Raw genomic sequence first — 25,752 nt, forward strand, 5'->3', positions numbered from 1 at the left:
ACACTTTCCAACGGTCCCATTGAAGGCGTCAATCGAAAGATTAAACAGATTAAGCGGACAGCATACGGATACCGGAATTGGAAAAACTTTGTTTTTCGTATTCAAATTGAATTTAAAATCAGATTAAAGAAAAGGAACCCCGTTCGCAAGTGAACGAAGTTCCACATAAACCCTCCATCAACACCCGTTGACAAAGAGCCATTTTTATTATACTTCTTACGCGGTTTAAAAAGGAGAGTACAGGATTTGAACCTGCGCGCCGGTATTAGCCGGTTCGCCGGATTTCGAGTCCGGTGCATTACCACTCTGCCAACTCTCCAAGTCACTACTAGTATATTTTACCAATAATGACCATAAATGCAAGCCTAGATTTTAAATTCCTCCCTGAATCAAGACGGCCGGATCAAACGGATCAATCCACACCGCTTGGGCATCCACTAACCCCAGCGGAGAAATGTTGGTACTATCCATCCTTGCCGCTAATAAGCGCTTATCTTCCTGACGAGCCGTCGCAATCTCCCAGTCCGTCCATTCCGATTGCCAAGTTTCACGACTAACCACAACTAGTAACTGATGGGTCTGTCGAATCTCACGTCGTAGCTGCCGCCGAATTGCTGCTGCCCCTCGTCCCTGAAACTTGACTGGTGGCACCTGTTCATGAAAGCTCACTGTTGGAAACGCCCAATTTTGCGCAGCCCATTCATGGAGTTGGACCTGGAATGATTGGGCTAACGGGTCTGCCGACTGGTAGCTAATAAACAAATCGCTCATTATCCAAACTCCCTTCTTAATTAACTTGATACAAGTGTAGCGGTATCAAAAGTCAAAACCATAACAAGCATATGTATTTCTTATAAAAACCATATAACAAGCCTTACTTAAAAGCGATACATTCGCTCACCTATTATGTATATTCATTGACCACTATCACAAAAATCCCTACAATTAACTCATCTATCCAGCACAATTAAAAGGAAGGAGTGAACCTCATGTCCAAATATCTTGTCATTTACAATGGCAGTGCGGGTAGCAATGATAACGAAAAAATTGCCCATCATTTTCAACGCCAGGCTACCGCCCATGGGGATGCCGATCTATTAGCCACACAATCACGTCAAGAAGCCCTCCAGGCTATTCAAAAACGCGCCAAAGACTATGATTGTCTCGTCACCATTGGTGGTGATGGCACCCTAAACACCACCTGTACGGCCCTTTTAAAAGCCAACGTCGGGACTACCTTAGGCATCATCCCCGGTGGCACCGTCAATAACTTTGCTAAAGCCTTGGGTCTTCCGCTAGAAGCCGATGCCGCAATTGATACCATCCTAACAGGGACCGCTCGACCAGTTGACCTAGGTTATCTCCCCGATACTGGTCAAGCAATTGTTAGCAGTCTCACCATCGGTAAATTAGCCGAAACCGCTCAAAACGTCAAGCAATCTGAGAAAAAGTGTTGGGGACCCATGATCTATCTATTTAAGGGATTTAAACAATTAGTTACTAATCGCTCTTACAAATTTCGGCTAACTGTTAACGATCAGACCCACGTCCAACGGGCACAGGTTATCCTGATAACCACGACTAATTCCGTTGGTGGTTTTATTACCTTTAACCAAGAAGCCAGCTTTGACGATGATTTACTGCACACCTTCGTCCTTCGCCGCTTTACCCCCCGTAAGCTCATGAACTACGGCCGATTATTCATTGCCGGAAAATTCAAGAATGCTCGCGGTGTTAGTTATTTCAAAAGTACATCACTTACCATTGAAAACTTATCTCATCGTCCACTTCACACGCGTATTGATGGCGACCCTAGTGTTAAGTTGCCAATCAAAGTCGCCATCCGCTCCGATTTCATTCAAGTCATGACCCCGAACTAATCTATTCCCCGACTTCCAAGATAATGAAAGTCAGGGTCTCGCCCCTGACAATAACACGCAAAGGCCTGCGTTAGCTCATTGTGAAAGGTGACCAATATGGCCGGGGTAGCCCAAGTAGAAGCCGCCCAAAAGACCGTATCATCCGGTTCACGGTTATCATTGGGGTAACGGTAATAACCAATCTGTTCATCCCAGATTGTCCCTTGCGTATTCAACCAATCTTCAGCTAATCCCGCCTGTACGACTGCCATCACCGACTGATTATCCTGAATCAAAGCCGCCAATTTGTGCCAATCCAACTGCCAATTATGCAATATCGGTAGCTGTCCACGCGTCCCTAATGGGGTATGCCGTAGTTGTATCGGCGTTAAATCAATAAAGTCCACGATTATCATCCCTCTCCTTTTTTAATTCTAACACTGAGCATATTAATTGCGCCGCAAAACTACTTGTCGCATAATATAACTACAAACTAATTATTAGAATTAGTTTGCCAGTATTATCCCCTTTGTAAAGTACTTGCTAGTCGTTGATGAACGTAACCATTTTTCAGTTCCGTCCTCCTCAACGGACTGTCTCCTTTGAAACCGAGTGGCCCTATCCACTCGGTTTTTTGCTATTCTGCTTACCGTTAATTATTCGCCATGCATATTTCTTGAAACATCGAATTAATTTTGTCATAATACACTCATAAGCTAATCCAAACGATTAGTAAATTAAGAGGAGGTCATATCTATGAGTTCAACTAAAGGCGACGCAGCAAAGGATAAATTACAAGGTAAAGCTAAAGAGGTCACAGGTAAAGTCACAGGTGATAAGCAAAAGGAAACCGAAGGCAAAGCCGACCAATTAGCCGGTAAGGCCAAAGACAAATTTGCCCAAGCTAAAGAGTCTTTAAAGGGTGCTGCCGATAGTGCCAAAGAACATTTAGATAACGCCAAAAAATAGCTCATCCCCCACCGAATTCCACAAGGAGGTCTTGACCATGTATAATCGACTACTCGTTCCGTTAGATGGTTCCAGCAATGCTGCTGAAGCCTTAAACACAGCCGTTTCACTTGCCAAGGACTGGCACGCAACTATTACGATCTTACACGTCATTGATATTGCGCAGTTTACCTCCCGCGGATTAGGCGCGGGTTATCCCGAAGTGGTTACCTCAATGCGGCAAAACGGTCGTGAATTGATGGAAAAGGCAAAACAGGTCGCTGACAACGCTGGGGTTCATGCTGACATGATCCTCAAGGAAGGTGCTCCTAAACAAATTATTACGGAGATTGCCAACGATGCTGATTTAGGTATTGATTTAATCGTTGTTGGTAAGTCCGGGACTAACGCCTTCTCCCGGTTAGTGATTGGTTCAACCACTAACTATATTGTTCAGCACGCCGAGCCGAATGTCTTTGTCGTCAATGACGTTCCCGAAGAAGACGACCAATAATTTCAAGTTAATCAAAAGCGCCAATCAGCTTTCCTAATCGGAAGTTGATTGGCGCTTTTCTACTTAGTACTGCATTAAACTAAAAATGTCATAACCCTTTAACTTGTCACGACCATGAAGATCTTGTAATTCAATCAAAAAGGCCGTTCCAACCACGATACCACCGAGGTCTTCAACTAGTTGAATAGTTGCGCCAATTGTCCCACCAGTGGCCAACAGGTCATCTGTGACCAAGACTTTTTGTCCTGGCTTAATCGCATCCTTGTGCAAATATAGGGCTGATTGCCCGTATTCTAGATCGTAGCTGGCTTTCACCGTCTCCCGTGGAAGTTTACCTTCCTTACGAGCTGGTGCAAAACCAATTCCCATTTCATAAGCCACTGGACAGCCCACAATAAAACCGCGGGCTTCCGGACCAACCACCATTTCAACGCCCTTATCCTTGGCGTAAGCGACAATCTCATCAGTTGCCGCATGGAAGGCTTGACCATCTGCCATCAGTGGTGAAATGTCACGGAACATAATCCCCTTTTCAGGATAGTCTGGAACACTTGCAATGTATTTCGTAAAATCAGTTGCCATAAGATTGAGTAGCTCCTTTATTTTTGTTCAAATGGGGCATGTAGACGTTGCAACAAAGCCGCGGTTGGACACTGCAAGAGTTCTGCTTCCGTTTGCATTTGTTGTTGTCGTAATTGGTAACTCGGTGCCGTCGTTAACTCTTTATGCGCCGGGTTTGCCACACCGTTCATCATTCCATGTGCGATTGTGATAAAGCCACACTCGAAGAACACTTGAATCATGAATACCAACTGGGTTTTCGGTATTTGTAAAAAGGTCGCCAATTGGGCCAGTTGATGCCCCACATCAACTTGTTGATGGGTTGCAACGAACTTAAATAGTTTAGCATACTGGGCGCGAGTTGGCATCCCTAATTGCGAAAGACTTTCTTTCTTATAGAGATAAACCGTCAGCTGAGTTGGTCGTAATTGCTGTAGCACGTTCGTTAAGTCGACTGTCATATCCGGGCAATCAACGATAAATACCCGCTGTTCAGCCGTTACTGGTGCCTGCGTCGTCCCATCAACTAGGATTGCCGTGGCCTGCTCCGGCAGTTGTGACCGCAATTGTTGATAGATATTGCGGTGAAAGAAAACGTAGACACCCACTGTCGTAAACATTTGGGCATGCAACGTCGTTGTTCGTTGATCTTGAACGGGCGTTACACTCGTTTTGAGGTCTTTGACCATTACCTGCAATGAATGGCGACCCTGCCAAACATTATCCTCAATCGTCCCCAAAACAGCCGCATCATCTGGTGCTGCGGTAAGATCATCAACGTACTTTGCCGCGCCAAATTGAATGGCATTCAATTGGTGTTGTCCTTCTTGTAACTGAAATTTCAAATGACTATGGTCTTTACCAATCACCTTAACTTGAGTAACCGTCGCCGATTCAAAAGCAAATAGCGGCTGTAGATTATCCGTCCCAAACGGTGCCAGCTGCGCCAACTCCTGATATAAGGATGGCGTAACGGCCGCAACCGGTAACGTCGCGGCTACCGGCAGTTCGCTAGGACCACTTTGAGCGAGCGCTTGCGTTTGAGCCTCATCATCTAACGCATCGGCTAAGGCTGTCAATTGGTCTTCAGGGACCGTTAAGCCAACGGCCATGTGATGACCACCAAAGGCCGTCATCAGGTCTCTATGACCATCTAAGGCCGCAAATAAGTTAAAGGCTTCCACACTTCGACCAGACCCTTTGGCACGACCTGCTTGAATGTTCAGAACCAAGGTCGGTTTTCCCGTTGCCTCAACCACTTTGCTGGCTACAATTCCCAATACGCCCTCATGCCAATCATGACCACTAATGACAAGCGTGGCCCGGTCTTGGTGATCTGCATCCACTGCTTGTTGTAAAGCCGCGGTGCTAATCGACTGGACGAGCTCTTGGCGTTGACGATTCTTCTGCTCCGTCATCTTGGCCAATTCTTCTGCCTTAGCTTCATCGACGGTTGTCAATAACTCTACCGCCGGGCTGGCATCATCTAACCGTCCAAGTGCATTCAGCCGTGGTGCGATCCCAAATCCGATAGACTGTTCCGTCAAGTCATCGGATTTAATTCCAGCTGTTTGCATTAAGGCCAGTAAGCCCGGCCGCTCATCTTGTTTAAGTAGTTGTAAGCCAAAATAAACCAGCACGCGATTCTCGTCCACCAATGGCACTAAGTCCGCCACCGTTCCGATTGCCGCCAAATCCAATAGGTCTTGGGGAATTTCTTCTCGTAACGCCTGTGCCACCTTAAAGGCGACCCCGGCTCCGGACAAGCCACCAAATGGATATTCAGCTCCGGGATACCGGGGGTGAATAATCGCGTAAGCATCCGGTAATTCTTCTGGCAGCTCATGGTGATCGGTAACCACCACGTCAACCCCAGCTTTTTTGGCCGCTGCAATGGCCTCATTACCGGCGACCCCATTGTCCACCGTCACAAATAACTGTGTGCCGGCCGCAATTAGTTTTTCAAATGCCGCGACGTTCGGTCCATAACCGTCACTGAAGCGATTAGGAATATAGTAATTAACCTTAGCCCCCATCTCATTGAGCGTTTCATATAGAATCGCGGTACTGGTAACACCATCCGCATCATAATCACCATAAATTGTAATCTGTTGTTCTTCATCAATTGCAGTCTCAATCCGCTCAATGCCTTTATCCATATCATGCAACAAGGAAGGATCATGCAATTGCTCCGGCCCCGGATTTAAAAAATCATGTGCAGCTGGTGCCGTCTGGTATCCCCGATTCCACAAAATTTGGGCCACGATAGGCGAAATGTCCGCCGCAGTTGCCAAGGCCTGAGCTTCAGCTGACGGCCGGTCAACGTGTTTAATATTCCAATGATAGTGTGCAGCAATCACGTCCGAACCACCCTTTCTAAAACGGTAAAGAGCGGTGTCAATGGCACCACTCTTCTCAATAAACCTATTTAATTGCTAATTGTTTCTGCAAGTCAGCAATCTGTGCTTGAAGTTCCTGCACTTGCTTTTCTTGTTGCCCCGTTATCTGCTTACTCTTAGAGTTTTGCAGCCGTTTGGTCAACTGATCATTTTCCTTTTGTAAAGCAGCTAACTGCTCCTGACTGGCTTGTTCTAAGTCCTTATATGCGCGATTATGCTGGAAAACCGTAATCGTGGAGAACAAGATCATTAGCACCGCACCGATCAGAATGGACACCAACAAAATGAGAATCAGTGGCCAGTGAACCGTTGTGAATCCAAATGAAACTGGGACACTCTCCACGTTAAGAATTGCAAAAACGGCAACCACAATAACCAATAAAATAGTGATCACGATTCGCCACTGATTTTTCATGACGGCGTTCCCTCCTTCGTTAGCTTCTCAAATGGTACCTCAATCTCATCAAAGTCCTTGACGACCCGCGTCTGTTTAAAGACTTCACGCGCCTGATGCTGCAACTCAGCCGCCATCTTTCCGGTGTAACGAGCCGAAATATGGTTCAACAGCAGTTGCTTAACGTGCATCCGTTTTGCCAACTCCGCCGCTTGAATATTCGTTGAGTGGTAATAGGATCGGGCCAATTTACTTTCACCCTTGGCAAACGTACTTTCATGGACCAAAACATCCGCATTGATCGCCAATTTTTCTGCATTGGGCGTTTGTCGCGTGTCCCCTAAAATGGCCACAATTCGCCCTGGTTGTGCCGGCCCTAAGAAATCAGCGCCATTAATCACGCGGCCATCTGGTAAAGTCACCGTCTTACCGGCCTTTAATTGCCCATATACCGGCCCAGAAGGAATTTTAGCCGCTTGAAGTTGCTCAACTTGCAGTTCACCCGGATGATCCTTCTCCTCAATACGATAACCAAAGCATTCAATCCGGTGGTCCAAGTGTTGCGCATACACGCGGAATTTACCGTCTTCAAAAACTAAGCCATCAGTCGTTAATTCCTGATACCGAATCTTGTACGACAACTTTGTTTCCGAAACACGCAGACTCACCTCAACAAAATTTCGAATTCCTTTGGGTCCATAAATGGTTAGCGGGGCATCGCCGCCCTGAAAGGAACGACTGCTTAGCAATCCTGGTAACCCAAAAATGTGGTCACCATGTAAATGGGTGATAAAAATTTTATCAATTTTACGTGGTTTGAGCGTTGTCCGTAAAATTTGATGCTGAGTGGCTTCCCCCACATCAAACAGCCAAACGGAATTTCGCTCGTCTAACAGCCGTAATGCCGTACTGGTTACATTACGGAACTTTCCTGGCGAACCAGCGCCCGTTCCTAAAAATTCAATTTCCATATTTTTTTCGTTCCTATTCTATATTTAAAGTCCGTTCACTATTTTAGGGGATTTTAGACCAAACCGCAACTTTTCCCGCTCCGTTTATCCAAATCAGTAATTTTGCTAGGGTTCCCCACCAAAATTCGGTATACTTAAAGCAGAAAAACCAGACTTCGGGGGAGGAAGTTGTATGCAACTCATTGACTTTAACCGTTCCACTGCTGATTTACATCCCGGACTGGCCCTTTACTGGGAGCATCACGACCAGCGTTTCGCCATTACTGATTTACAGACAGGCCCGCATCAACTTTTATTAATCACGCGTTCTGGCCGGCCCCTAACACTCGATCAGTTTCGGGCGCGCTGTCAGCAAGTCGATCCGCACGCCGCCCTCTTCATCGCCGGCACCCCGGCACAACGACTATACGGTTATCGTTTAGTTACCCATCTTATTTTATTAGGTTGAAAGGAGTTTTTTTCATGAGATTACATCAAACCTTGGTGTTAGCCGGTCTAAGTCTTCTAGTACTCGGATTGGCTGGCTGCCAATCATCCGCACAAAAGAGCACCACTAGCTTTAAAAACAGCAGTAGCCAGTCCAGCCGCCATTACAGCGCCGCCAATCCCGACGCCGCTGTCTCGGCCACATCATCGTCTAGTTCCTCAGAAGCGCAAACTTATCGACCTGCAGCTTCTCAAACGAAGCGTGCCAGCTACGTAAAGTCCGGTAACCTAAAGAAGTCGGGACAGTTCACTTACGATAAGGTCGGCACACGGTTACAACTGACCAAAGTAAAGCATCCCCAGACAACCTTAAAGAGCGGCCAATTAACTTATAAAATTACGACTGTTCGCCTGATTAAAAACACAGCCGAGACTGCCGCCGCCAAGCGAATGGCAGCTCAAGCCCTAAACCTCAGCGCGTTGAAGAGTCCCTACTATACGATTCAACTTAAGTTTACCATTTACAACCACGGAAAGCAGGCCGTCACGACCGATGGCATTAAAGCGATCCGCTTATCAGCTAACCAGCAACTAAATGCGACTAACCAATTAAGTGATGCCAGCGCAGGTAAAACGATTGCTGGTAAGGGCCAACTAGCCACCTTTGCGACTGGCCTGGCCAGCGAAAAAACGAAACCAACGTTCAAAACCATTAAAGTGGCTTTTGCTGGCGCTTACGTTAACCAAAAACAAGTGGTTAGTCCCACTGACTGGTTAACACTAACAGTTTAAGCCCAAACAAAAAAGACGTCCCGTACGCAACGGTCACGTCTTTTTTGTTAGGCCATATATTCAAAGGTAAAGTCGTCGATTTTAACCAAATCGCCGTTCTTAGCCCCATGTTCACGGAGGCTATCATCGACACCCATCCCCCGCATTTGGCGGGCAAAGCGTAGGAGACTTTCTTCATGGTTAACGTCGGTCATCTTAAATAACTTAACCAGCTTGTCGCCACCCAAGATCCATGTACCATCGGCATCCTGATTCAAGGTGAATCCGGCTTCTGGCTGGAAGTTATATTCCGCCGTTGTAGCCACTTCTGGCTGCTTAACTGGGAATTGTGGCGTTTCTGCCAACATATCCGCCGTACGTTGCAGTAGCGGCGTCAATCCGTCGTGAGTTAAGGCAGAAACCGCAAAGATTTCTGGCGTTTGCGCTAATAGCGTATCCTGCTTCAAATCTTCTTTAAATTGAGCCAAGTTTTCGGCAGAATCCGGCATATCCATCTTATTGGCCACCACAATTTGTGGTCGCTTCAAAATGTCAGGATCATAGGTCTGCAACTCTTGATTAATCTTTTCAAAGTCATCATAAGGTGTCCGTCCCTCGAGACCACTCATATCAATTAAATGTAGAATGACCCGGGTACGTTCAACGTGGCGCAGAAATTGGAATCCCAAGCCTACACCATTAGCGGCTCCTTCAATTAAACCAGGTAAATCGGCCATCACAAAATCACGACCATCTGGCAACCGCACCATACCTAAGTTCGGTACTAAGGTTGTAAAATGATATTCCGCAATCTTGGGCTTGGCACTCGTCACTGTAGATAGCAAGGTTGACTTCCCAACGGATGGGAAACCCACCAAACCGACATCGGCGAGCACTTTTAATTCCAAACGAATCTCACGTTCCTCACCTGGCTCGCCATTTTCTGCGATCTCAGGTGCCGGATTCTTGGGCGAGGCAAAGTGAATATTTCCCCGTCCACCACGACCACCATGCGCCACAATAACGGAATCATCGGGGGCCACCAAATCACCAATGACTTGGTCAGTTTCCGCATCCATAATCGTGGTTCCTTGGGGCACCTTGATAATTGTGTCCTCTGCCCCCCGACCGGTCATCGATTTGATTGCCCCGTTGCCACCGCTCTTCGCCTTGAATTTACGCTGATAGCGAAAATCCATCAGTGTCCGTAAACCTTCGTCGACCACGAAAACGACATTTCCACCACGGCCACCATCACCACCGGCTGGCCCACCATTGGGCACAAACTTTTCCCGGCGAAAGGCAACCATTCCGTTACCACCGTTACCGGCTTTCACATTAATTTTAACTTGATCTACAAACATAATTAATTTCCTCGTTTTCTCAGTCAGCCCGTGCTGTCTGCTCTGTTAATCTCCTGCTAGTCAGTATACCGGCAAACGGCCGTCACGTCAAAGACTCGTTGGGGTTCGAGGATTCTTAATCTCGGCCGTTTCCGCGGCTAAGGTAACGTGAATCGTTCGTGCCACCGCTTCGCTGATACCCAACTCCCGGATTTCGGCCATACTAGCCTCACTAATCTTCTTTGTCGAGCCAAATTTGCGCAATAATTTATTCCGAGTTTTAGGTCCAACTCCCGGAATCCGATCTAAACGTGAACTCAGGGAATGCTTGGTGTGCACTTGCCGATGGAAGCTAATGGCAAACCGATGGACTTCGTCTTGAATCCGCTGAACCAGATAGAAGCCCTGACTTTTAGGGTCCAAATGGACATGGTGGTCATCCGGTCCAAATAAGAGATCGGCCGTCTTATGATGATCATTTTTCACCATCCCAGCGACTGGAATATGCAAGTCAAACTCGTCTTCAAGGACTTCTTTAACGGCATTCATCTGGATGTCACCACCATCCATCAAGATTAGATCGGGCATTGGCGCATGTTCTTTAAGCAATCGCCCGTACCGCCGCCGGATGACCTCTAACGTGCTAGCCGTTTCATCAGCATGATCGACCGTTTGTAATTTATACTTACGGTAAAGTTTTTTATTCGGTTGACCATCGACAAAGACCACCATTGCCGAGACCAAATCGGCGCCTTGGATATGTGAGTGGTCAAACGCCTCGATCTTGTGTCCCGGTGCAATCCCTAACGCATCTGTAATTTCTTTCATCGCGCCGGTTGTCTTGCCTTCATCCAGCTCCAATAACCGAAATTTCTCTTCTAAGACCAGTTTGGCATTCTTCCCTGCCATCTCTAGCAAATCGCGTTTAGTCCCCCGCTGAGGCGTTCTAACGGGCACCTTTAGCAGCTCTTCGATAACGTCATGGTCGATACTGGCCGGAACTAAAATTTCACGCGGCAAGACTGTATTTTTGCGCTGATAAAATTGAACAATAAAGCTAGCCAGTTCTTCTTCCGCTGAGTTGACCACCGGAAAGAGTCGCTTTTCGCGCTTCATTAGGCGGGCTTGGCGAATAAAGAATACCTGAATGGATAACCAGCCCTTATCCAGATAAAAATTAAAAATATCTCGTGGCGTACTGTCATTAGAAATGATCTTTTGCTTTTCAACTGTCGCTTCAATGTAGCGAATCTGGTCACGCAGATCGCCGGCACGTTCATAGGCCATATCCGCCGCTGCTTTTTCCATGCGTTGCGTTAGATCCTTCTTCGCATGTCCCACGTTGCCATTTAAAAACGACTTAATTTTGCGAATCTGCTGGTCATACTCCGCTTCTGGCACCTCTTTAAAACAGGCACCCAAACACTGCCCCATATGATAATAGAGGCACGGTCGGCCTTGATGTCCAGGACACCGACGTAACGGATAAACCTTTTGCAAGAAGTGCATTGTTTCTTCTGCCGCGTAAACATTCGGATATGGTCCAAAATAATAAGCGCCATCTTTCCGAATATCACTCACTAAAAGCAGTTGGGGATCCCGTTCATTAGTAATTTTAATGTAAGGATATCCCGTTCCCCGCTTCAATTTAATATTAAAGTAAGGTTGATGTTTTTGAATCAACGTAATTTCTAATAAGAAAGCTTCCTTATCTGTAGACGTAATAATTGTCTCAAAGTCAACAATCTCACTGACTAACTGTGCCGTTTTCCCAGTGTGACTACTCTTAAAGTAAGACCGCACCCGATTTTTTAGGTTCTTAGCCTTGCCAACATAAATGATTTGACTATTAATATTTTTCATGAGGTAACAGCCGGGAAGGCCCGGCAGTAACGCAAGCTTATGCTCCAAGTATTCTGATGCCAAGGATAATCCCTCCCGTTTAGGCGTGTTAATAAGCTAATAAAGTATATGCCGAATGTTTGTTTGGTGCAAGTGAAATCCCTTTTGACCAGCATGAGTCAAAAATGACAAACGCGTCAAATTCTGCTATGATAACGGAAAAGCAAGGAGGTGCCTCAATTTGGCATTAAAAGTTAAACGACAAGATGACCTTGATTCCATGTTTGGCAAATTCGCCCAAATGGACCCTACTGACGTTAAGCGGGACAAGTTCTTAAAGCGTCAAGACGATCACAAGGGTGACAAGAAGGGTAAAGCGTTGATCAAAGACGATCAACTCAAACATGACCAGAAACACGCCAACGATTAAATCAATCGAAAAGGACGACCACAAGGGTCGTCCTTTTTTGTTACCGATTTGGTTGGTAACCATGTGGATAACGGGCATTCAGGCGTTTAATATTGGCCTGTGCCACTTCATCAAAATCAATATCGGCCCACTGGGCAATTTGACTCAGATACCACAACACATCGCCCATTTCTTTCACAATGGCATCGTGGTCGAGATCCTTGCCGTGGAACGTATACTTCTTAACCAAGTCTACCACTTGTCCGGTTTCTCCGGCTAAGCCGAGTGCACAGTTCGTTAAGACCTGTTCGTTGCCATACAGGGTTCGATTAGCAGCTTGTTGATACTCATTAAATTCCATGTTTATTCGCCTCCAAATGCTTGGGCTTCGATCCAGTTCCACACGGCATCCTTACCCATTTTCTTTGGCGCCGAAAACATCACGATATTATCTGTATTAGGCAACTCCAGTGACTTCTTAATTTGACTAACCGCCTGATTCCACTTTCCGCGAGCAATCTTGTCACTCTTCGTCGCCACAATCAGCGTTGGTAACTCATAATAAGCCAACCAACGATACATCTGAATGTCATCCTCAGTTGGCGCATGCCGGGCGTCAACTAACGAAATCACACCGCGCAATTGATCGCGTTGAGTCAGGTAGGTTTCGATCATCTGCCCCCACTTTTCTCGTTCTGTTTTGGAGACCTTTGCATAACCATAACCGGGAACATCCACAAAGTAAAGCTGGTCCTCAACGTTATAAAAGTTCAGCGTCTGGGTTTTCCCTGGTTGACTGGACGTCCGGGCATACGAATTACGGTTAATTAACACATTAGTTAATGAGGACTTTCCCACGTTCGAGCGCCCCACCAACGCAATTTCTGGATACCCCGTTGTTGGGTATTGAGCGGGATCAACCGCGCTCATCACTAATTCTACATGATTGACTTCCATTAGTTCATGCCATCCTCTCCAAAATCTCTTTCATCATTTTAACACAGAACGTGAGCTGACTGGCATGAATCTCTTAGCTTTTTATGTGAGATCATCGAATAAAGCCCGTCTGGCCCTACTTTGCGTCCAACAAAAAAGTGGCTAGCCCATCAGCTAGTCACTCTCCGTGTAAATGAGTTCTTTATGATGCTTTTTGATCCTTTAAAACTAATTCTGGTTCAGCGTGTTCCGTCACTGTTTCTGGCGTAATCACAACTTTAGCCACATCGGTACGGCTTGGCAAGTCAAACATGATGTCACGCATCACATCTTCGATGATGGACCGCAATCCCCGGGCCCCAGTATTACGAGCAATTGCTAGCTTTGCCATCTCACGCAGAGCCGCTGGTTGGAATTGTAAGTCGACATTATCCAAGGCCAAAAGCTTTTCATACTGCTTAACCAGTGCATTCTTAGGCTCCGTCAAAATCCGGACTAAATCATTTTCGTCCAATTTTTCAAGTGCCGTCAAAATCGGCAACCGGCCAATGAATTCAGGAATTAACCCAAATTCTAATAGGTCTTCAGGAATAACATGTTGCATCAGACTATCACCGGAAGACAGGACATGCTGTTCCTGACTATCAGCACCAAAGCCAATGGTCTGATCCCCTAAACGACGCTTAACAATGCCTTCAATCCCATCAAACGCGCCACCCACGATAAAGAGGATGTTGGTCGTATCAATTTGGATGAATTCTTGTTGGGGATGCTTTCGTCCGCCCTGAGGTGGCACATTAGCAATTGTCCCTTCTAAGATCTTCAATAGGGCCTGTTGGACCCCTTCACCAGAGACATCTCGCGTAATGGAAACATTTTCAGCCTTCTTGGCAATCTTATCAATTTCATCGATATAGATGATACCCTTTTCGGCCCGATCAACATCGTAATCGGCATTTTGCAACAACTTCAGCAAAATATTTTCAACGTCTTCACCAACGTAACCGGCTTCCGTTAAGGTCGTCGCATCAGCGATAGCAAAGGGAACGTTAAGAATCTTAGCCAAGCTTTGCGCCAAATACGTCTTCCCTGAACCAGTGGGTCCAATCACGGCAATATTACTCTTTTGCAATTCTGGACCATCATCATCAGTCTCCTGAGCCATTTCGTTAACCCGTTTGTAGTGATTATAGACGGCTACTGACAAGGTCCGCTTAGCCTCTGTTTGACCAATCACGTATTGATTTAACGTCTTGACAATATCGGCTGGTGTGGGAACTTCCAACGTTTCTTGTGCAGCAGTTTGATTAAATTCTTCATCAATAATCTCTTTGCAAAGGTCAATACATTCATTACAGATGTAAACACCTGGCCCAGCAACGATCTTTTGCACCTGATCCTGTGTCTTGCCACAAAACGAGCAGGTCACTGGTCCTTCTGTTTCGGTGTTTTCAAACAATAAACTTCACCCTTTCTCTTCAAGCGCTTGCTATAATTACAAATTGCTTAGGTCAGTAAACCGGAAAAATACACCCGATCCCTATCAATCGTGTACTATACCACAGTTATTGACCGGAGAAAATTAATTCGCCTCGCCAATTCCTTTTAAGGTCGCAAAAACTCACAAAATAACAGAAAAACCGGAACAACAGTGCCTGTCGTCCCGGTCATGTCTAACAACAGCGATTATTCGTCGTCTTCGGCATCCTTCTTCTTGTCTTGCTTAGCAGAGTCAGCAATCAAGTCAACCGCGCTCTTAATAGCAATATCGTGCTTCAACATGTCATCGGACAAGGCACTGCGTACAGCACTTTCTTCCATACCATATTGGCTAGCTAAGTCCTTAACTTCGGCAGCAACTTCGTCCTCGCTAGGTTCGATCTTTTCAGCTTCGACAACGGCTTCTAGTACCAAGTTGGTCTTAACCCGCTTTTCAGCCCCATCAGCGAATTGCTTACGCAAATCGTCTTCGGTCGTTCCAGTCAATTGGAAGTACATCTTAGGTTCGATACCTTGTTGTTGCATGTTGGCCAAGTATTGGTCCATTTGCCGATCGATGTCATCTTTGAGCATAGCTTCAGGTACTGCAGCAATTTCAGCATTGTCAACAGCTTCGCTGATGGCTTCGTCTTCGATTGCATCATGAGCAGCCGTGACTTTTTGTTCCTTCAAACGATCCTTGGTCTTGGCTTCTAATTCTTCTAAGCTGTCAACATCTTCGTCAACATCCTTAGCAAATTCATCATCCAATTCAGGCAATTGCTTTTCCTTAACTTCGTGGATCGTTACCTTGAAGGTTGCTTCTTTATCACGCAAATCTTCAGCTTGGTAATCAGCTGGGAATGTAACCTTAACATCAACATCTTCGCCCGCCTTGTGACCAACTAATTGATCTTCAAAGCCAGGGATGAAGGAGTTAGAGCCCAATTCCAATGAGTAGTTATCAGCCTTACCACCATCAAATTGCTTGCCATCAACGTAACCGTCAAAGTCGATCACAACTGTATCGCCCTTAGCAGCAGCTTCGTCTTCTTTAAGCACTAATTCTGCTTGTTGTTGACGTTGCTTTTCGATTTCAGCATCGATATCTTTTTGGTAAACCCGCGTGTTTTGCTTAGTAACACTCAAGCCCTTGTATTCGCCCAACTTAACGTCTGGCTTAACCGTGACAACGGCCTTCAATACCCATGGTTGATCCTTGTCCATTGATTCAACATCAACTTGTGGTTGATCAACAGGTTCGATGCCAGCTTCTTTAATCGCAGCATCGTAAGCTTCTGGTAACACAATGTTTAAAGCATCTTGGTAGAGTGCTTCTTCACCATACATTTGGTTAAAGATTTGACGAGGAACACGGCCCTTACGGAAGCCAGGTACCGCTAAGTTCTTTTTTGTCCGTTGGAAAGCTTTGTCTAAACCTTCCTTAATTTTATCTGGGGCAATTTCAAAGGTTAATTCGCCTTGGTTATTGTCCTTTTTTTCCCACTTTGCAGCCATGATTTTCCCTCCGAAATGAAAGATAATAATCTATTTACAATTCTATCAATTGCATACTTTCTTAGTGTACCTTACCCATCGACAATTGTAAAATGATTTTTGCCGAAAGTCCATGAATGACGCGGATTTATCCTAAAATTCATTTCCACAGAAAACCGCTATCATCAGTAGTCTTTCGCCACTCAATTTTGCGTAAAATAAAAGGGCCGAAAAGTTAAACTTTTCGAGCCCTCTCGGTACTAACTAATCGAAATTAGTCGTCAATTTCCGTAACGGTACCGGCACCAACGGTGTGGCCACCTTCACGAACAGTGAACTTCGTACCCTTTTCAATGGCAGCTGGTTGGATCAGTTCAACAGTGAACGTCACGTTATCACCAGGCATAACCATTTCTACACCATCAGGCAATTCGATAACACCAGTGATATCAGTGGTGTGGAAGTAGAATTGTGGACGGTAGTTTGAGAAGAATGGCGTATGACGGCCACCTTCTTCTTTGCTCAAGATATAAACTTCACCCTTGAACTTTTCATGAGTTTGGATTGAACCTGGTTGTGCAAGCACTTGACCACGAACAACTTGCTCACGGTTAACACCACGAAGCAAAGCACCAACGTTATCCCCGGCTTCACCAAGGTCCAACGTCTTACGGAACATTTCAAGACCAGTAACCGTCGTCTTCAGTACGTCTTCATGTAAACCAACGACTTCAACTTCGTCACCGACTTTAACAGTCCCACGGTCGATACGACCAGAAGCAACAGTCCCACGACCAGTGATCGTGAAGACATCTTCAACTGGCATCAAGAATGGCTTGTCGTTTTCACGTTCTGGAGTTGGGATGTAATCATCAACAACATCCATCAAGTGAAGGATAACCTTTTCTTGTTCTTCGTCGCCTTCAAGAGCCTTCAAAGCTGAACCGCGGATAACAGGAATGTCATCACCAGGGTAATCGTATTCAGACAAGAGCTCACGGACTTCCATTTCAACCAAGTCAACCAATTCGTCATCATCAACAAGATCAGTCTTGTTCAAGAAGACAACGATGTAGTCAACACCCACTTGTCGCGCAAGCAAGATGTGTTCACGCGTTTGTGGCATAGGACCATCAGTTGCGGCAACAACCAAGATAGCACCGTCCATTTGAGCGGCACCAGTGATCATGTTCTTGATGTAGTCAGCATGTCCTGGGGCATCGATATGCGCATAGTGACGCTTTTCCGTTTCGTATTCAACGTGGGCAGTGTTGATCGTGATACCACGTTCACGTTCTTCTGGAGCAGCATCGATATCTGCATAATCTTCGGCCTTTGCTAAACCTTTGTCAGCAAGTACCTTAGTGATAGCAGCGGTTAACGTCGTTTTCCCATGGTCAATATGGCCAATAGTACCAATATTTACATGGGGTTTAGTTCTTTCATAATGTTCTTTTTCAGCCATTAATGAAACCCTCCTGTATTTTATCGCAAGCATGACTAACTCTCGAAAACGAAAATTAATCACCCTTTGCGTAAAATTATACTACTTCTTTTCGGAAAGGGAAAGCTGGAACCCTCCCAAAAAAGAATCCTTGACCAGTATATATGCTGCAGAATTATTTGTAAACTAAAAAATCACTCATTTTCAGGTTTTTCGGTATTTTACCCGATTATTCACCTAAAAGGGCACTCAGATACTTGTTCAAACGCGCTTGCCAGTCACGTATCTGTGCCAGTTGCTCATCAGAAACTGTTCCAGTTACCGGTAAGTCTCCCGCCAATTGGACCCAAGCTTGCGGATAGGTGATTACGCGATCGATGAACGGATAGAGCATCATTAACTGTAACGTAACTGTTTGCTGTAAATTAGCAGCCAAGATCGGGTCCTGTTGTCCCAGTTGTCCTTGGAGATAAGTCTGAATAGCCGCAGCCGCACGACTGGCATTAACTGGTCTTAAATCCTGGGTCTTCAACGTGTGAACTTGGTCATCCAACCAATGAAGTTTCACGGTAGCCGTTACTCGTAGTCGCAACAACTCCTCCAGTAAAGTTGCTCGCATTAGTGGATGTAAAAATGGATCAACTAGCAAGTACTGAACTCCCTGCATAAACAAATCTAATGGTAGTTGACGCGCCTGTTCTAAACGTTGGCGTTGTTCCAGGAAGCTCACATCTCCCAAATGATAGAACTGCTTGGCCACAATCCGCTGCTTTTCTTCTAAGCGTGATTGCGAACGTGTCTCGGCCTGCGTAATTTGAGCCAGTCCACTTTGACGCCAAGGCTTGGCAGCTGGTAACATACAAAATTCACGGGCAAAAATAAACTGCTGGTTTTCTAGGGCCACATCTAACCGCAGTTGAAAATCAGCTTCGCTGTCTAAATAACTACCGTCCTGCTCAGCAGCAAGTTGTTCTGCCTTTAAATACTGCTGATCGTAATACAGGCTGGCAACCACTTTATGATTAAGCTGTGGGGTCTGATCGTCCGTGTATAAACGTTCAAACAAACTGCTGGCCTGTGACCACTGTTGCTTGTCAAAAGCCTGGCGAGCGGCATTTAATGCCTCCTCGCGTGCAGCCGGACTGGAAAACTCTGTCATAGCCAATAGGCCTCCTTAAAGTGATGGCAAAACGGGTCGCTAGCCTAACTGGACTGGCGACCCGTTTTAAATTTATGCGTTATCTGTTGTCGTTTTTTTCGTTGGCCGCCGCTTACGGTTACGACGTGGCTTATGCGTCGGCTTAGCTGTTTGTTCAGCTTTAGCTTTAGGCGCTGACTTAGTAACCGGTTTTTCATTTGTTGCACCGGCACCTGGCTTTTCCTTAGTCGTCCGTCGGTGATGTTGGTTAACTTCCATAATGACCGGTAAAATAACGGGCCGGCGGTGAGTTTGTTCAAACAGGTAATGACTAAGGTGTTCCCGAACATCTTGCTTCAAGTGTCCCCAGTCAAACTCTTTGTTATCCAAATTATTCTGAACTGCCTTACGAATAATTTGTGAACTTTCCTGCATCAAGTCCTTATTGGCCTTAACATAAACAAACCCACGTGATGTAATCTTAGGATCAGCCACAATTTGTTTCTTCTTACGATCGATTGTCACCACCGCAATAAAGATCCCATCGTCTGCTAAGACCTTACGATCACGTAATACAATATTTCCAATGTCACCAACACCAATTCCGTCAATCATGGTATCACTCACATCAATACCTTCGCCTAAGCCCATATCACCCTGAGCATAAGTTAAAACATCGCCCTTAGATAAGATAAAGATGTGATCGGCTGGAATACCTAACTCCATGGCCGCGTCAGCATGGGCATTGAGTAGCCGATATTCACCTTGAATTGGAATTAAGAACTTGGGCTTCATCAAGTTTAACATCAACTGTAAATCCCGCTTGTAAGCATGACCTGACGAATTCAATTCATCAGAAATGGCTTTTACTTCGCCACCCGCTCGATAGACCATATCTCGCGTCTGGGCAACCGTCGTATCCATCGCATGTGATGGCGTTGTCGTGATGTACACCAAATCGCCCGCTTGAATGTTAAAGTCCTTTTCCTGCTTATTAGCCATCCGCTGAATGGCTTTAATTGGCTCGCCCATCTTCCCAGTTTGTAGGATAACAATCTCATTGGGTGCCAAATCATCCAATTGATCCGTAGTCACCAATAAGTCGGCATCAAACGTCAACTTGCCAAGTTCCATGGCCGTATTCACGATTTTTTCTAAATCTTTACCGGTTAAACAAACCTTGCGCCCCGTCTTAGCGGCTGCATCGAAGACCTGCTGGATTCGCAGAATGTTTGACGCCACACAAGCCACAATCACACGACTATCTCGATAGTGAAATGTTTCTTCAATCGACTCTGCTAAGCTCTGTTCAGAGGCGTTCATCGCCGGATTTTCAGCGTTAGCCGAATCGCTTAACAGCGCTAAGACCCCGGCCTGACCAATTGCGCCTAAACGTGCGTAGTCAGTTTGATAACCCGGCTTAGCCGTTTGATCGAACTTGAAATCACCCGTATAGATGATTTGTCCTTCATCTGTCTTCAAATCAATTCCCAAAGATTCAGGAATTGAATGCGTGGTTGAGAAGAATGAAACCACTACATCGCCAAAATCAATTTCTGTTTTTTCATCAATGACGTGAAAATCATCAAACTTTTTAATTTTCGGTTCATCGGCAACATTAATCTTAGCCAAGGCAATGGTCATTTCTGATCCGAAGACAGGCACATTAAATTCGCTCAGAAAATAAGGTAGTGCCCCAATCGCATCCGCATGACCATGTGTTAGGAAAACCGCCACAATTCGGTCCTTATTCTCCCGTAAATACGTCCAGTCTGGAATGACAACATCAATTCCCAACAATTCATTTTCCGGGTACTTCAACCCACAATCAAGAATGTAAATTCCGCCGTTAACATCGACGGCATACATATTTTTCCCATTTTCGCGAACACCGCCAAACGGGATAATTTTAATCTTTGCACTCATAAGTTCACCTCAAGTATCTTTTATCGTTTCAATTCAATCCTAGCTGATTGCCAGTGTTTTCTGCTGGGCAGACTTGCCCACATTCGTCCATGATTAAACTTCTTTCAGTCTACCATACTTTACAATTTTAGAGAACTATCTGGTTGCGAGGGCAAAGAAAAAAGCCCCTCTCCAAAGATGGAAAGGGACTCGGTGCGACGAATTAACGACGCAAGCCTAAGCTCTTGATCAATTCACGGTAACGTTGAACGTCAGTCTTCCGCAAGTAAGCTAATAAGTTACGACGGTGACCGATCTTCTTCATCAACCCACGTTGTGAGTGGAAGTCTTTACGGTGTTCTTGCATATGAACGTTGATTTCGTTGATATCAGCGGTCAAAACAGCCACTTGGACCTCAGTTGAGCCCGTGTCACCTTCGTGACGAGCGTATTGCTTGATGATTTCGTTCTTCTTTGCTTGACTAATAGCCATGGTAAAAGTACCACCTTTCAAATAAGTGCCCCGAACTGAGTAAGCCGGCGGTGGCCGCCTGACGAACTAAGTAAGAGGTTTGTGCTTAGCACAGTTATTTATCATACGAGAATTCGCATTAAATAGCAAGCTTTTTCCCATTACAGCCTATCAAGTAAAATTACTTTACATTTAATCGTTCTCAGCTATTGCATTCGGTCGGCGGCTTCTGTATAATAACTTACGTTGAAATTAAGATTTCCGGTACCAGGATATCTCATTCGGAGGTGAAATTTTCATGCCAATTATCAAATCAGCAATCGAACGTGCGAAGACGAACGTAAAGGCTAACGAACGTAACTCTGCTCAATTGAGTACGATGCGGACTGCCGTTAAGCGTTTTGAACAAGCTAAGACCGCTGGCGCCGACAATGCGGAAGAATTATACCGTAAGGCTAGTGCCGCAGTTGACAAGGCTGCTTCAAAGGGCTTAATCAAGCGTAATAAGGCTTCCCGTGACAAGTCACGGATGGCTGCACGTTTAGCTAAATAATCAATTAATCAAAATGATTAGATGATGCAATCAGGGCGTTGACCATATGGTCAACGCCCTTTTTTGCTGCTTCTTATGCTGCCGTCCCGGCAAACTGGGTCATAAATAATGAAAATAACAATTCAGGATCCATAGTGGTCGATTTCATTTGCTTCTCCACCCGAAATAGGCCCAAATAAGCGCGATTCAAGTCTGTCAATTGGAATCGGCGATGCGTTTGCAGTGCTAATTTAATCCGGTACGGATGTACTTTAAGGATACTGGCTAGCTTGCCTTGGCTATATCCCTGCTTGGCCAAAACCTTGGTTTGAATCAACAATCGAAATTGTCCTTGCAAAATAGCATTAATCTTTAGCGGTTCTTCTTTTGCCTGCAATAACTCCCGGTACAAGGTTACCGCCCCTGCCGTATTCTTTGCTAATACACGATTAACCAAATCAAAAACATTTTGGGTCAATGTTTGGGTAACTAACCCAGAGATTGCCGCTTGGGTAATAGTCTTTTCAGGTAATGTATACAACTCCAACTTGGGTAGTTCACTCATAATGAGTGTCAAATCAGCATCTGTTCGTTGAATCAAGTCATTTAAAGCCGCTGGTTCCAGCGTATACCCATCCTGCTTTAATTGATCCGTCACAAACTGTCGCACATCACGTTCGCTAAATTGATTAATTTCAACTATAGTTGCCACTTTTTTTAATTGTTTGGTAACCTTCTTGCGGGCATCCAATTTGTCATACGGCGCAAAGAACACCAGCACGGTACTCGGCATCGGTGATTCTAAGTATTTTTGGAGACTATCTATATCATGCTCCACCTTTTGTTTTTTCGTTTCCCCAGTCAAAAACTGGGGATTATCAATGCATACTACCCGACGTTCACCAAAAAACGGCGCTGCCATGGCATCATCCAAAGCCACCGCCAGAGGTACCGTATCCATATCATAACTGGCAAAATTCATCGTTTGTTCTTCCGCTGGGACTTGTTGTTTAAAGCCCCGCTTGAGTCGTCGTTGAAAATAATCCGCTTGTCCTAAAATGACATAAACATTAGATAAGGTTTGCCCCGTTGCCAAAGTCTTTAAAAGTTCATTAATGGTCACTGTTTGACCACTCCTTTTAGTTTAGTTTGCCAGTATCCATGGTCACCGGCGTAAACATAGCGAATCATACCGCTTGTTTGGGTGCTGATAGCTGGAACTTGTGCCTGCCGTAGGGTCGTCAAGGTCTCTTCATGGGGATGACCATACCGACTTTGACGACCAGCCGAAATAATCGCTAACCGTGGCTGAATCTGGGCCACAAAGTCCGGTGCGGTTGCCGTCTTACTGCCGTGATGTCCTAATTTTAACACGTCCGTCCGTAAGTGCACATCCGCCGACAGCATCGCCCGTTCTCCAGCCTGATCCAGATCCCCCATAAACAAGAAATTCAAGCCACCAAAGGATCCCTGAAGGACTGTTGATTGCCCGTTTTCTGCGGGGGCTGCCGTAAATGGATGCCGAACCTGTAAGCGTGGTTGCAGCCCAACCGTGATGGGCACCACAGGCGGTGATTGACGCACGCCCCGTAATAGATGTTGCCAGCCCGTCTCGGTTTCCATCCCAGCCGGGACTAAGATCCGCTCCACTCGAAAGGCTTGTAAAATTGCTGGTAAATCGCCAATATGATCGGCATCATGGTGGGATAAATAAAGGTCATCAATATGACTGATTCCGCGACTCTTTAGATAGTTAATATTGGTCTGGGTGGCGGCGTACGTGGGAACTGTTTTGGGCACCCATTTAGGCTGCGCAAAGGACAAATGCCCACCCGTATCAATTAAGGTCACCCGACGATTAAACGGCTCGCGAATTAAAATACTGTCGCCTTGTCCCACATCAAAGTAAGTGACCTCTCCGTGGAGTGGTAAATGAATGACACCAAACGCTAGACCATAGCTAGCCAATAAACCAAGTAACCAACGCCGGCGCTGAGCAACTGGTTTTGAGAACAGCCACCACGCACTGCCCCACCATAACCAGCAAAATCCCCACCACGGCTTACCAAACAAAATATTCCCTGGCCAACTACCAACAAGCCGTAAACCATGGTCTAACTGTTCTAATAAAAAGGCACACGCGTGACTAAGTCCTGGTAACCAAAGAAAGCTAAGCGTTCCAACGATGGTTATCGGCAAAATAACGACCGGAAACAGCGGGACAATCAACCAGTTGGCCAGTAACGTTAAACCATGCCATTGATAGACACCATTAAGCAGACTAGGTAGCCCGAGTAAGGTTAACCCGATCTGCCGCCACCAATGTGTCTCTTGCGTTAAAAAAATCAGTCCCAGCGACAAACCATAACTCAGCTGACTTCCCAATTCAAATACTAATCCCGGATTGATCAGTAAACCCACAAATAATGCCCATGACCAAGCCGTTAACGTGTCTACCTGGCTTCCCAGTTTTTTACTAGCCAGTTGGCTACCACGCATCAAACAAGCCCGCAAAACGCCACTATTACTCCCAGCCAGTATAAAATAGCCGGGTAAGCTGAGTAACGTGAGCCACTCCCAATGTTCTCGAGGTATTTTCAGATGCACACACACCCATTCCAATGCTGTTAATAATAGGGCAACGTGTAATCCGGAAATTGCAAACAAGTGCAATAACCCCAATTGCTGCATCCCTTGAAGTTCATTGGCCGTCTCTGCTGCCCGACTCCCCGGAAATAATCCCAATGCATAAATCCGTAGTGCACCGGGCAACTGATCGCAATACTGAATAAGTTGTGCTCGCCGAACATGCCACCAATCGTTAAACCACTGATACCAGTGACTCGTTGCCGGTGATCTTTGATTGACTGTCGTTATTTTAAGTGACTTAACAATTCCGCGATGCCGCCAATAAGCTGCTGCATCAAACTGATTAACATTTGTCGCCGGTAGGATTCCTTGCTGTTGTCCTGCCACCTGCCAGATCTGCGGTTGCTGCAGTCGCTGCAACGCATGCAGCTCAACTGCCGATTTGGCATAGCCCCGGACACTCATCCACTCACCGGTTTGAACGTTTTGGGCGACCAGATAATAGGCAGCGCCCCGTAAAACGACTGCGTCGGGCTGGATCCTGAGTGCCACATTAACCGATTGATTAGCATCAATTGGTAACTGTCGCCGATTAATTTGCTGCTCGCGACCTAACAGATAGCCACTAAAGCCCCCCACGGCAATCACCGCCATCAGGGCTACTTTCCAATTTCGTAAGGCAAGAATACGCCCCAGTGTTAGGCCTAAAAGACCTAGACCACCCCAAAAGTGGCCGCCAACTATCACGCTTACCGCTACCAACGGTAATACCATAAAGAACGCGTATTTATGACCCACTAATGGGTTTCGGGTTGATCAAACGAGAGGTGCGTTAACAACGCCGGATCGACAGTCACTTGATTCAAAGTGACGTTCTTTAGAGCGATTAACTTCTGAGCGTATGGATCATTATGATAATTACGCATATACGTAATTTTAGTAATCCCCGCTTGTAATAACATCTTTGTGCATTGTAAACATGGAAAATCCGTGACATAAATTTCCGCACCATCAGTTGCTTCACCAAACTTGGCACACTGCAAAACGGCATTCATTTCAGCGTGAATGGTTCGAACACAGTGCCCATCGACTAGGTAACATCCCTCATCTAAGCAGTGATCATCACCCGATACTGAGCCATTATAGCCGGCAGCAATGATTCGCTTATCACGGACAATTGTTGCCCCAACTGACAGACGGTTACACGTGCTTCGTGTCGACATCACCAACGCCTGTAACATAAAGTATTGATCCCAGGGAATTCGTTCTCGTTTCACGTTGATTGCTCCTTTAATTAAGTTATTTTATCAGTATACCACCACC

27 protein-coding genes and 1 tRNA gene are annotated in these 25,752 nt (G+C 45.7%); 8 read left to right on the forward strand and 20 right to left on the reverse strand.

Annotated features, from left to right (window positions below):
• Positions 1 to 153: transposase (locus tag ACP4IT_RS03580; RefSeq protein ID WP_426855179.1), on the forward strand; the 153-nt coding region annotated here is incomplete at its 5' end.
• A gap of 78 nt (positions 154 to 231) precedes the next feature.
• On the opposite strand, the gene ACP4IT_RS03585 is transcribed toward ACP4IT_RS03580, so the two are convergent.
• Positions 232 to 319: transfer RNA gene (locus tag ACP4IT_RS03585), tRNA-Ser, on the reverse strand.
• A gap of 53 nt (positions 320 to 372) precedes the next feature.
• Complete coding sequence (locus tag ACP4IT_RS03590) at positions 373 to 771, reverse strand: TIR domain-containing protein (protein WP_011668042.1); 399 nt, start codon at positions 769 to 771, stop codon at positions 373 to 375.
• A gap of 218 nt (positions 772 to 989) precedes the next feature.
• Between ACP4IT_RS03590 and ACP4IT_RS03595 the strand changes: the two genes are divergently transcribed.
• Complete coding sequence (locus ACP4IT_RS03595; RefSeq protein WP_011668043.1) at positions 990 to 1,880, forward strand: diacylglycerol/lipid kinase family protein; 891 nt, start codon at positions 990 to 992, stop codon at positions 1,878 to 1,880.
• On the opposite strand, the gene ACP4IT_RS03600 is transcribed toward ACP4IT_RS03595, so the two are convergent.
• Entirely contained in the window at positions 1,877 to 2,266 is a 390-nt protein-coding gene (locus ACP4IT_RS03600; RefSeq protein ID WP_011668044.1) for a hypothetical protein, read from the reverse strand. The genes ACP4IT_RS03595 and ACP4IT_RS03600 overlap by 4 nt on opposite strands.
• Before the next feature lie 349 nt (positions 2,267 to 2,615).
• On the opposite strand from ACP4IT_RS03600, the gene ACP4IT_RS03605 reads away from it, so the two are divergent.
• Together ACP4IT_RS03605 and ACP4IT_RS03610 are read left to right on the forward strand one after the other, a co-directional pair.
• Positions 2,616 to 2,828 carry a CsbD family protein gene (locus tag ACP4IT_RS03605; RefSeq protein WP_011668045.1) on the forward strand — a complete coding sequence of 71 codons (213 nt, stop codon included), beginning with the start codon at positions 2,616 to 2,618 and terminating at the stop codon, positions 2,826 to 2,828.
• 37 nt (positions 2,829 to 2,865) lie between these two features.
• A complete protein-coding gene (locus ACP4IT_RS03610; protein ID WP_011668046.1) occupies positions 2,866 to 3,321 on the forward strand; it encodes a universal stress protein in 456 nt (151 codons plus the stop codon).
• A gap of 63 nt (positions 3,322 to 3,384) precedes the next feature.
• Here the strand turns inward: ACP4IT_RS03610 and ACP4IT_RS03615 are convergent, their stop codons facing one another.
• From ACP4IT_RS03615 to rnz, 4 genes are all read right to left on the reverse strand, one after another.
• Positions 3,385 to 3,903, reverse strand: a complete 519-nt coding sequence (locus tag ACP4IT_RS03615) for an adenine phosphoribosyltransferase (protein ID WP_015473849.1) — start codon at positions 3,901 to 3,903, stop codon at positions 3,385 to 3,387.
• A 17-nt stretch (positions 3,904 to 3,920) separates the two neighbouring features.
• On the reverse strand, positions 3,921 to 6,242 hold the full coding sequence (recJ, locus tag ACP4IT_RS03620; RefSeq protein ID WP_172757600.1) for a single-stranded-DNA-specific exonuclease RecJ: 2,322 nt from the start codon (positions 6,240 to 6,242) through the stop codon (positions 3,921 to 3,923).
• A gap of 64 nt (positions 6,243 to 6,306) precedes the next feature.
• Complete coding sequence (locus tag ACP4IT_RS03625; protein ID WP_015473851.1) at positions 6,307 to 6,696, reverse strand: LapA family protein; 390 nt, start codon at positions 6,694 to 6,696, stop codon at positions 6,307 to 6,309.
• A complete protein-coding gene (rnz, locus tag ACP4IT_RS03630) occupies positions 6,693 to 7,646 on the reverse strand; it encodes a ribonuclease Z (protein WP_011668050.1) in 954 nt (317 codons plus the stop codon). The genes ACP4IT_RS03625 and rnz overlap by 4 nt, the downstream gene beginning before the upstream one ends.
• A 172-nt stretch (positions 7,647 to 7,818) precedes the next feature.
• Here rnz and ACP4IT_RS03635 point away from each other — a divergent pair, with 172 nt between their 5' ends.
• Together ACP4IT_RS03635 and ACP4IT_RS03640 are read left to right on the forward strand one after the other, a co-directional pair.
• Positions 7,819 to 8,094: a hypothetical protein gene (locus ACP4IT_RS03635; RefSeq protein ID WP_011668051.1), complete on the forward strand. Its 276-nt coding sequence runs from the start codon at positions 7,819 to 7,821 to the stop codon at positions 8,092 to 8,094.
• Positions 8,095 to 8,108: 14 nt separating this feature from the next.
• On the forward strand, positions 8,109 to 8,864 hold the full coding sequence (locus ACP4IT_RS03640) for a hypothetical protein (protein WP_011668052.1): 756 nt from the start codon (positions 8,109 to 8,111) through the stop codon (positions 8,862 to 8,864).
• Positions 8,865 to 8,911: 47 nt separating this feature from the next.
• Here ACP4IT_RS03640 and obgE read toward each other — a convergent pair whose 3' ends face one another.
• Together obgE and uvrC are read right to left on the reverse strand one after the other, a co-directional pair.
• Positions 8,912 to 10,207 (reverse strand): GTPase ObgE, encoded by a 1,296-nt coding sequence (obgE, locus tag ACP4IT_RS03645; RefSeq protein ID WP_015473854.1) that lies wholly within the window; start codon positions 10,205 to 10,207, stop codon positions 8,912 to 8,914.
• Positions 10,208 to 10,294: 87 nt separating this feature from the next.
• Complete coding sequence (uvrC, locus tag ACP4IT_RS03650) at positions 10,295 to 12,112, reverse strand: excinuclease ABC subunit UvrC (protein WP_011668054.1); 1,818 nt, start codon at positions 12,110 to 12,112, stop codon at positions 10,295 to 10,297.
• 157 nt (positions 12,113 to 12,269) lie between these two features.
• Between uvrC and ACP4IT_RS03655 the strand changes: the two genes are divergently transcribed.
• A complete protein-coding gene (locus ACP4IT_RS03655) occupies positions 12,270 to 12,458 on the forward strand; it encodes an SPJ_0845 family protein (protein WP_011668055.1) in 189 nt (62 codons plus the stop codon).
• A 40-nt stretch (positions 12,459 to 12,498) separates the two neighbouring features.
• On the opposite strand, the gene ACP4IT_RS03660 is transcribed toward ACP4IT_RS03655, so the two are convergent.
• The 8 genes from ACP4IT_RS03660 to rpsO form a co-directional block, all read right to left on the reverse strand.
• Positions 12,499 to 12,798 carry a nucleoside triphosphate pyrophosphohydrolase family protein gene (locus tag ACP4IT_RS03660; protein WP_011668056.1) on the reverse strand — a complete coding sequence of 100 codons (300 nt, stop codon included), beginning with the start codon at positions 12,796 to 12,798 and terminating at the stop codon, positions 12,499 to 12,501.
• 2 nt (positions 12,799 to 12,800) lie between these two features.
• Entirely contained in the window at positions 12,801 to 13,394 is a 594-nt protein-coding gene (yihA, locus tag ACP4IT_RS03665; RefSeq protein WP_011668057.1) for a ribosome biogenesis GTP-binding protein YihA/YsxC, read from the reverse strand.
• A gap of 181 nt (positions 13,395 to 13,575) precedes the next feature.
• Positions 13,576 to 14,832 carry an ATP-dependent Clp protease ATP-binding subunit ClpX gene (gene clpX, locus ACP4IT_RS03670; RefSeq protein WP_011668058.1) on the reverse strand — a complete coding sequence of 419 codons (1,257 nt, stop codon included), beginning with the start codon at positions 14,830 to 14,832 and terminating at the stop codon, positions 13,576 to 13,578.
• 227 nt (positions 14,833 to 15,059) lie between these two features.
• The gene (gene tig, locus ACP4IT_RS03675) at positions 15,060 to 16,370 is read right to left on the reverse strand and encodes a trigger factor (protein ID WP_015473856.1); all 1,311 of its coding nucleotides are present in this window, start codon (positions 16,368 to 16,370) and stop codon (positions 15,060 to 15,062) included.
• Between the two features lie 253 nt (positions 16,371 to 16,623).
• A complete protein-coding gene (tuf, locus tag ACP4IT_RS03680) occupies positions 16,624 to 17,814 on the reverse strand; it encodes an elongation factor Tu (RefSeq protein ID WP_011668060.1) in 1,191 nt (396 codons plus the stop codon).
• 208 nt (positions 17,815 to 18,022) lie between these two features.
• Positions 18,023 to 18,952 carry a hypothetical protein gene (locus ACP4IT_RS03685; protein WP_024855592.1) on the reverse strand — a complete coding sequence of 310 codons (930 nt, stop codon included), beginning with the start codon at positions 18,950 to 18,952 and terminating at the stop codon, positions 18,023 to 18,025.
• Positions 18,953 to 19,024: 72 nt separating this feature from the next.
• The gene (locus ACP4IT_RS03690) at positions 19,025 to 20,857 is read right to left on the reverse strand and encodes a ribonuclease J (RefSeq protein WP_011668062.1); all 1,833 of its coding nucleotides are present in this window, start codon (positions 20,855 to 20,857) and stop codon (positions 19,025 to 19,027) included.
• 202 nt (positions 20,858 to 21,059) lie between these two features.
• A complete protein-coding gene (rpsO, locus tag ACP4IT_RS03695; protein WP_011668063.1) occupies positions 21,060 to 21,329 on the reverse strand; it encodes a 30S ribosomal protein S15 in 270 nt (89 codons plus the stop codon).
• Between the two features lie 277 nt (positions 21,330 to 21,606).
• On the opposite strand from rpsO, the gene rpsT reads away from it, so the two are divergent.
• On the forward strand, positions 21,607 to 21,861 hold the full coding sequence (gene rpsT / locus ACP4IT_RS03700; RefSeq protein WP_011668064.1) for a 30S ribosomal protein S20: 255 nt from the start codon (positions 21,607 to 21,609) through the stop codon (positions 21,859 to 21,861).
• A gap of 73 nt (positions 21,862 to 21,934) precedes the next feature.
• On the opposite strand, the gene holA is transcribed toward rpsT, so the two are convergent.
• Genes holA through ACP4IT_RS03715 form a run of 3 tightly spaced genes read right to left on the reverse strand, consistent with a single transcriptional unit; the run spans position 21,935 to position 25,706 of the window.
• Positions 21,935 to 22,963, reverse strand: a complete 1,029-nt coding sequence (holA, locus tag ACP4IT_RS03705; protein ID WP_011668065.1) for a DNA polymerase III subunit delta — start codon at positions 22,961 to 22,963, stop codon at positions 21,935 to 21,937.
• Positions 22,960 to 25,176, reverse strand: coding sequence for a DNA internalization-related competence protein ComEC/Rec2 (locus ACP4IT_RS03710; protein ID WP_225426735.1), 2,217 nt, complete (start codon positions 25,174 to 25,176; stop codon positions 22,960 to 22,962). Before ACP4IT_RS03710 ends, holA begins: the two co-directional genes overlap by 4 nt.
• 50 nt (positions 25,177 to 25,226) lie before the next feature.
• Complete coding sequence (locus ACP4IT_RS03715) at positions 25,227 to 25,706, reverse strand: ComE operon protein 2 (protein WP_011668067.1); 480 nt, start codon at positions 25,704 to 25,706, stop codon at positions 25,227 to 25,229.
• Positions 25,707 to 25,752: the final 46 nt, after the last annotated feature.

Source organism: Levilactobacillus sp. LN180102 (assembly GCF_050106635.1).
Classification (GTDB): Bacteria; Bacillota; Bacilli; order Lactobacillales; family Lactobacillaceae; genus Levilactobacillus; species Levilactobacillus brevis.

What these genes read in the sequence shown, in the direction of transcription:
- ACP4IT_RS03590 (WP_011668042.1), bottom strand. Translation starts at nt 771, where the DNA reads ATGAGCGATTTGTTTATTAGCTACCAGTCGGCAGACCCGTTAGCCCAA.
- ACP4IT_RS03595 (WP_011668043.1), top strand. Translation starts at nt 990, where the DNA reads ATGTCCAAATATCTTGTCATTTACAATGGCAGTGCGGGTAGCAATGAT.
- ACP4IT_RS03605 (WP_011668045.1), top strand. Translation starts at nt 2,616, where the DNA reads ATGAGTTCAACTAAAGGCGACGCAGCAAAGGATAAATTACAAGGTAAA.
- ACP4IT_RS03610 (WP_011668046.1), top strand. Translation starts at nt 2,866, where the DNA reads ATGTATAATCGACTACTCGTTCCGTTAGATGGTTCCAGCAATGCTGCT.
- ACP4IT_RS03615 (WP_015473849.1), bottom strand. Translation starts at nt 3,903, where the DNA reads ATGGCAACTGATTTTACGAAATACATTGCAAGTGTTCCAGACTATCCT.
- ACP4IT_RS03625 (WP_015473851.1), bottom strand. Translation starts at nt 6,696, where the DNA reads ATGAAAAATCAGTGGCGAATCGTGATCACTATTTTATTGGTTATTGTG.
- rnz (WP_011668050.1), bottom strand. Translation starts at nt 7,646, where the DNA reads ATGGAAATTGAATTTTTAGGAACGGGCGCTGGTTCGCCAGGAAAGTTC.
- ACP4IT_RS03635 (WP_011668051.1), top strand. Translation starts at nt 7,819, where the DNA reads ATGCAACTCATTGACTTTAACCGTTCCACTGCTGATTTACATCCCGGA.
- ACP4IT_RS03640 (WP_011668052.1), top strand. Translation starts at nt 8,109, where the DNA reads ATGAGATTACATCAAACCTTGGTGTTAGCCGGTCTAAGTCTTCTAGTA.
- obgE (WP_015473854.1), bottom strand. Translation starts at nt 10,207, where the DNA reads ATGTTTGTAGATCAAGTTAAAATTAATGTGAAAGCCGGTAACGGTGGT.
- ACP4IT_RS03660 (WP_011668056.1), bottom strand. Translation starts at nt 12,798, where the DNA reads ATGGAATTTAATGAGTATCAACAAGCTGCTAATCGAACCCTGTATGGC.
- yihA (WP_011668057.1), bottom strand. Translation starts at nt 13,394, where the DNA reads ATGGAAGTCAATCATGTAGAATTAGTGATGAGCGCGGTTGATCCCGCT.
- tig (WP_015473856.1), bottom strand. Translation starts at nt 16,370, where the DNA reads ATGGCTGCAAAGTGGGAAAAAAAGGACAATAACCAAGGCGAATTAACC.
- tuf (WP_011668060.1), bottom strand. Translation starts at nt 17,814, where the DNA reads ATGGCTGAAAAAGAACATTATGAAAGAACTAAACCCCATGTAAATATT.
- ACP4IT_RS03685 (WP_024855592.1), bottom strand. Translation starts at nt 18,952, where the DNA reads ATGACAGAGTTTTCCAGTCCGGCTGCACGCGAGGAGGCATTAAATGCC.
- ACP4IT_RS03690 (WP_011668062.1), bottom strand. Translation starts at nt 20,857, where the DNA reads ATGAGTGCAAAGATTAAAATTATCCCGTTTGGCGGTGTTCGCGAAAAT.
- rpsO (WP_011668063.1), bottom strand. Translation starts at nt 21,329, where the DNA reads ATGGCTATTAGTCAAGCAAAGAAGAACGAAATCATCAAGCAATACGCT.
- rpsT (WP_011668064.1), top strand. Translation starts at nt 21,607, where the DNA reads ATGCCAATTATCAAATCAGCAATCGAACGTGCGAAGACGAACGTAAAG.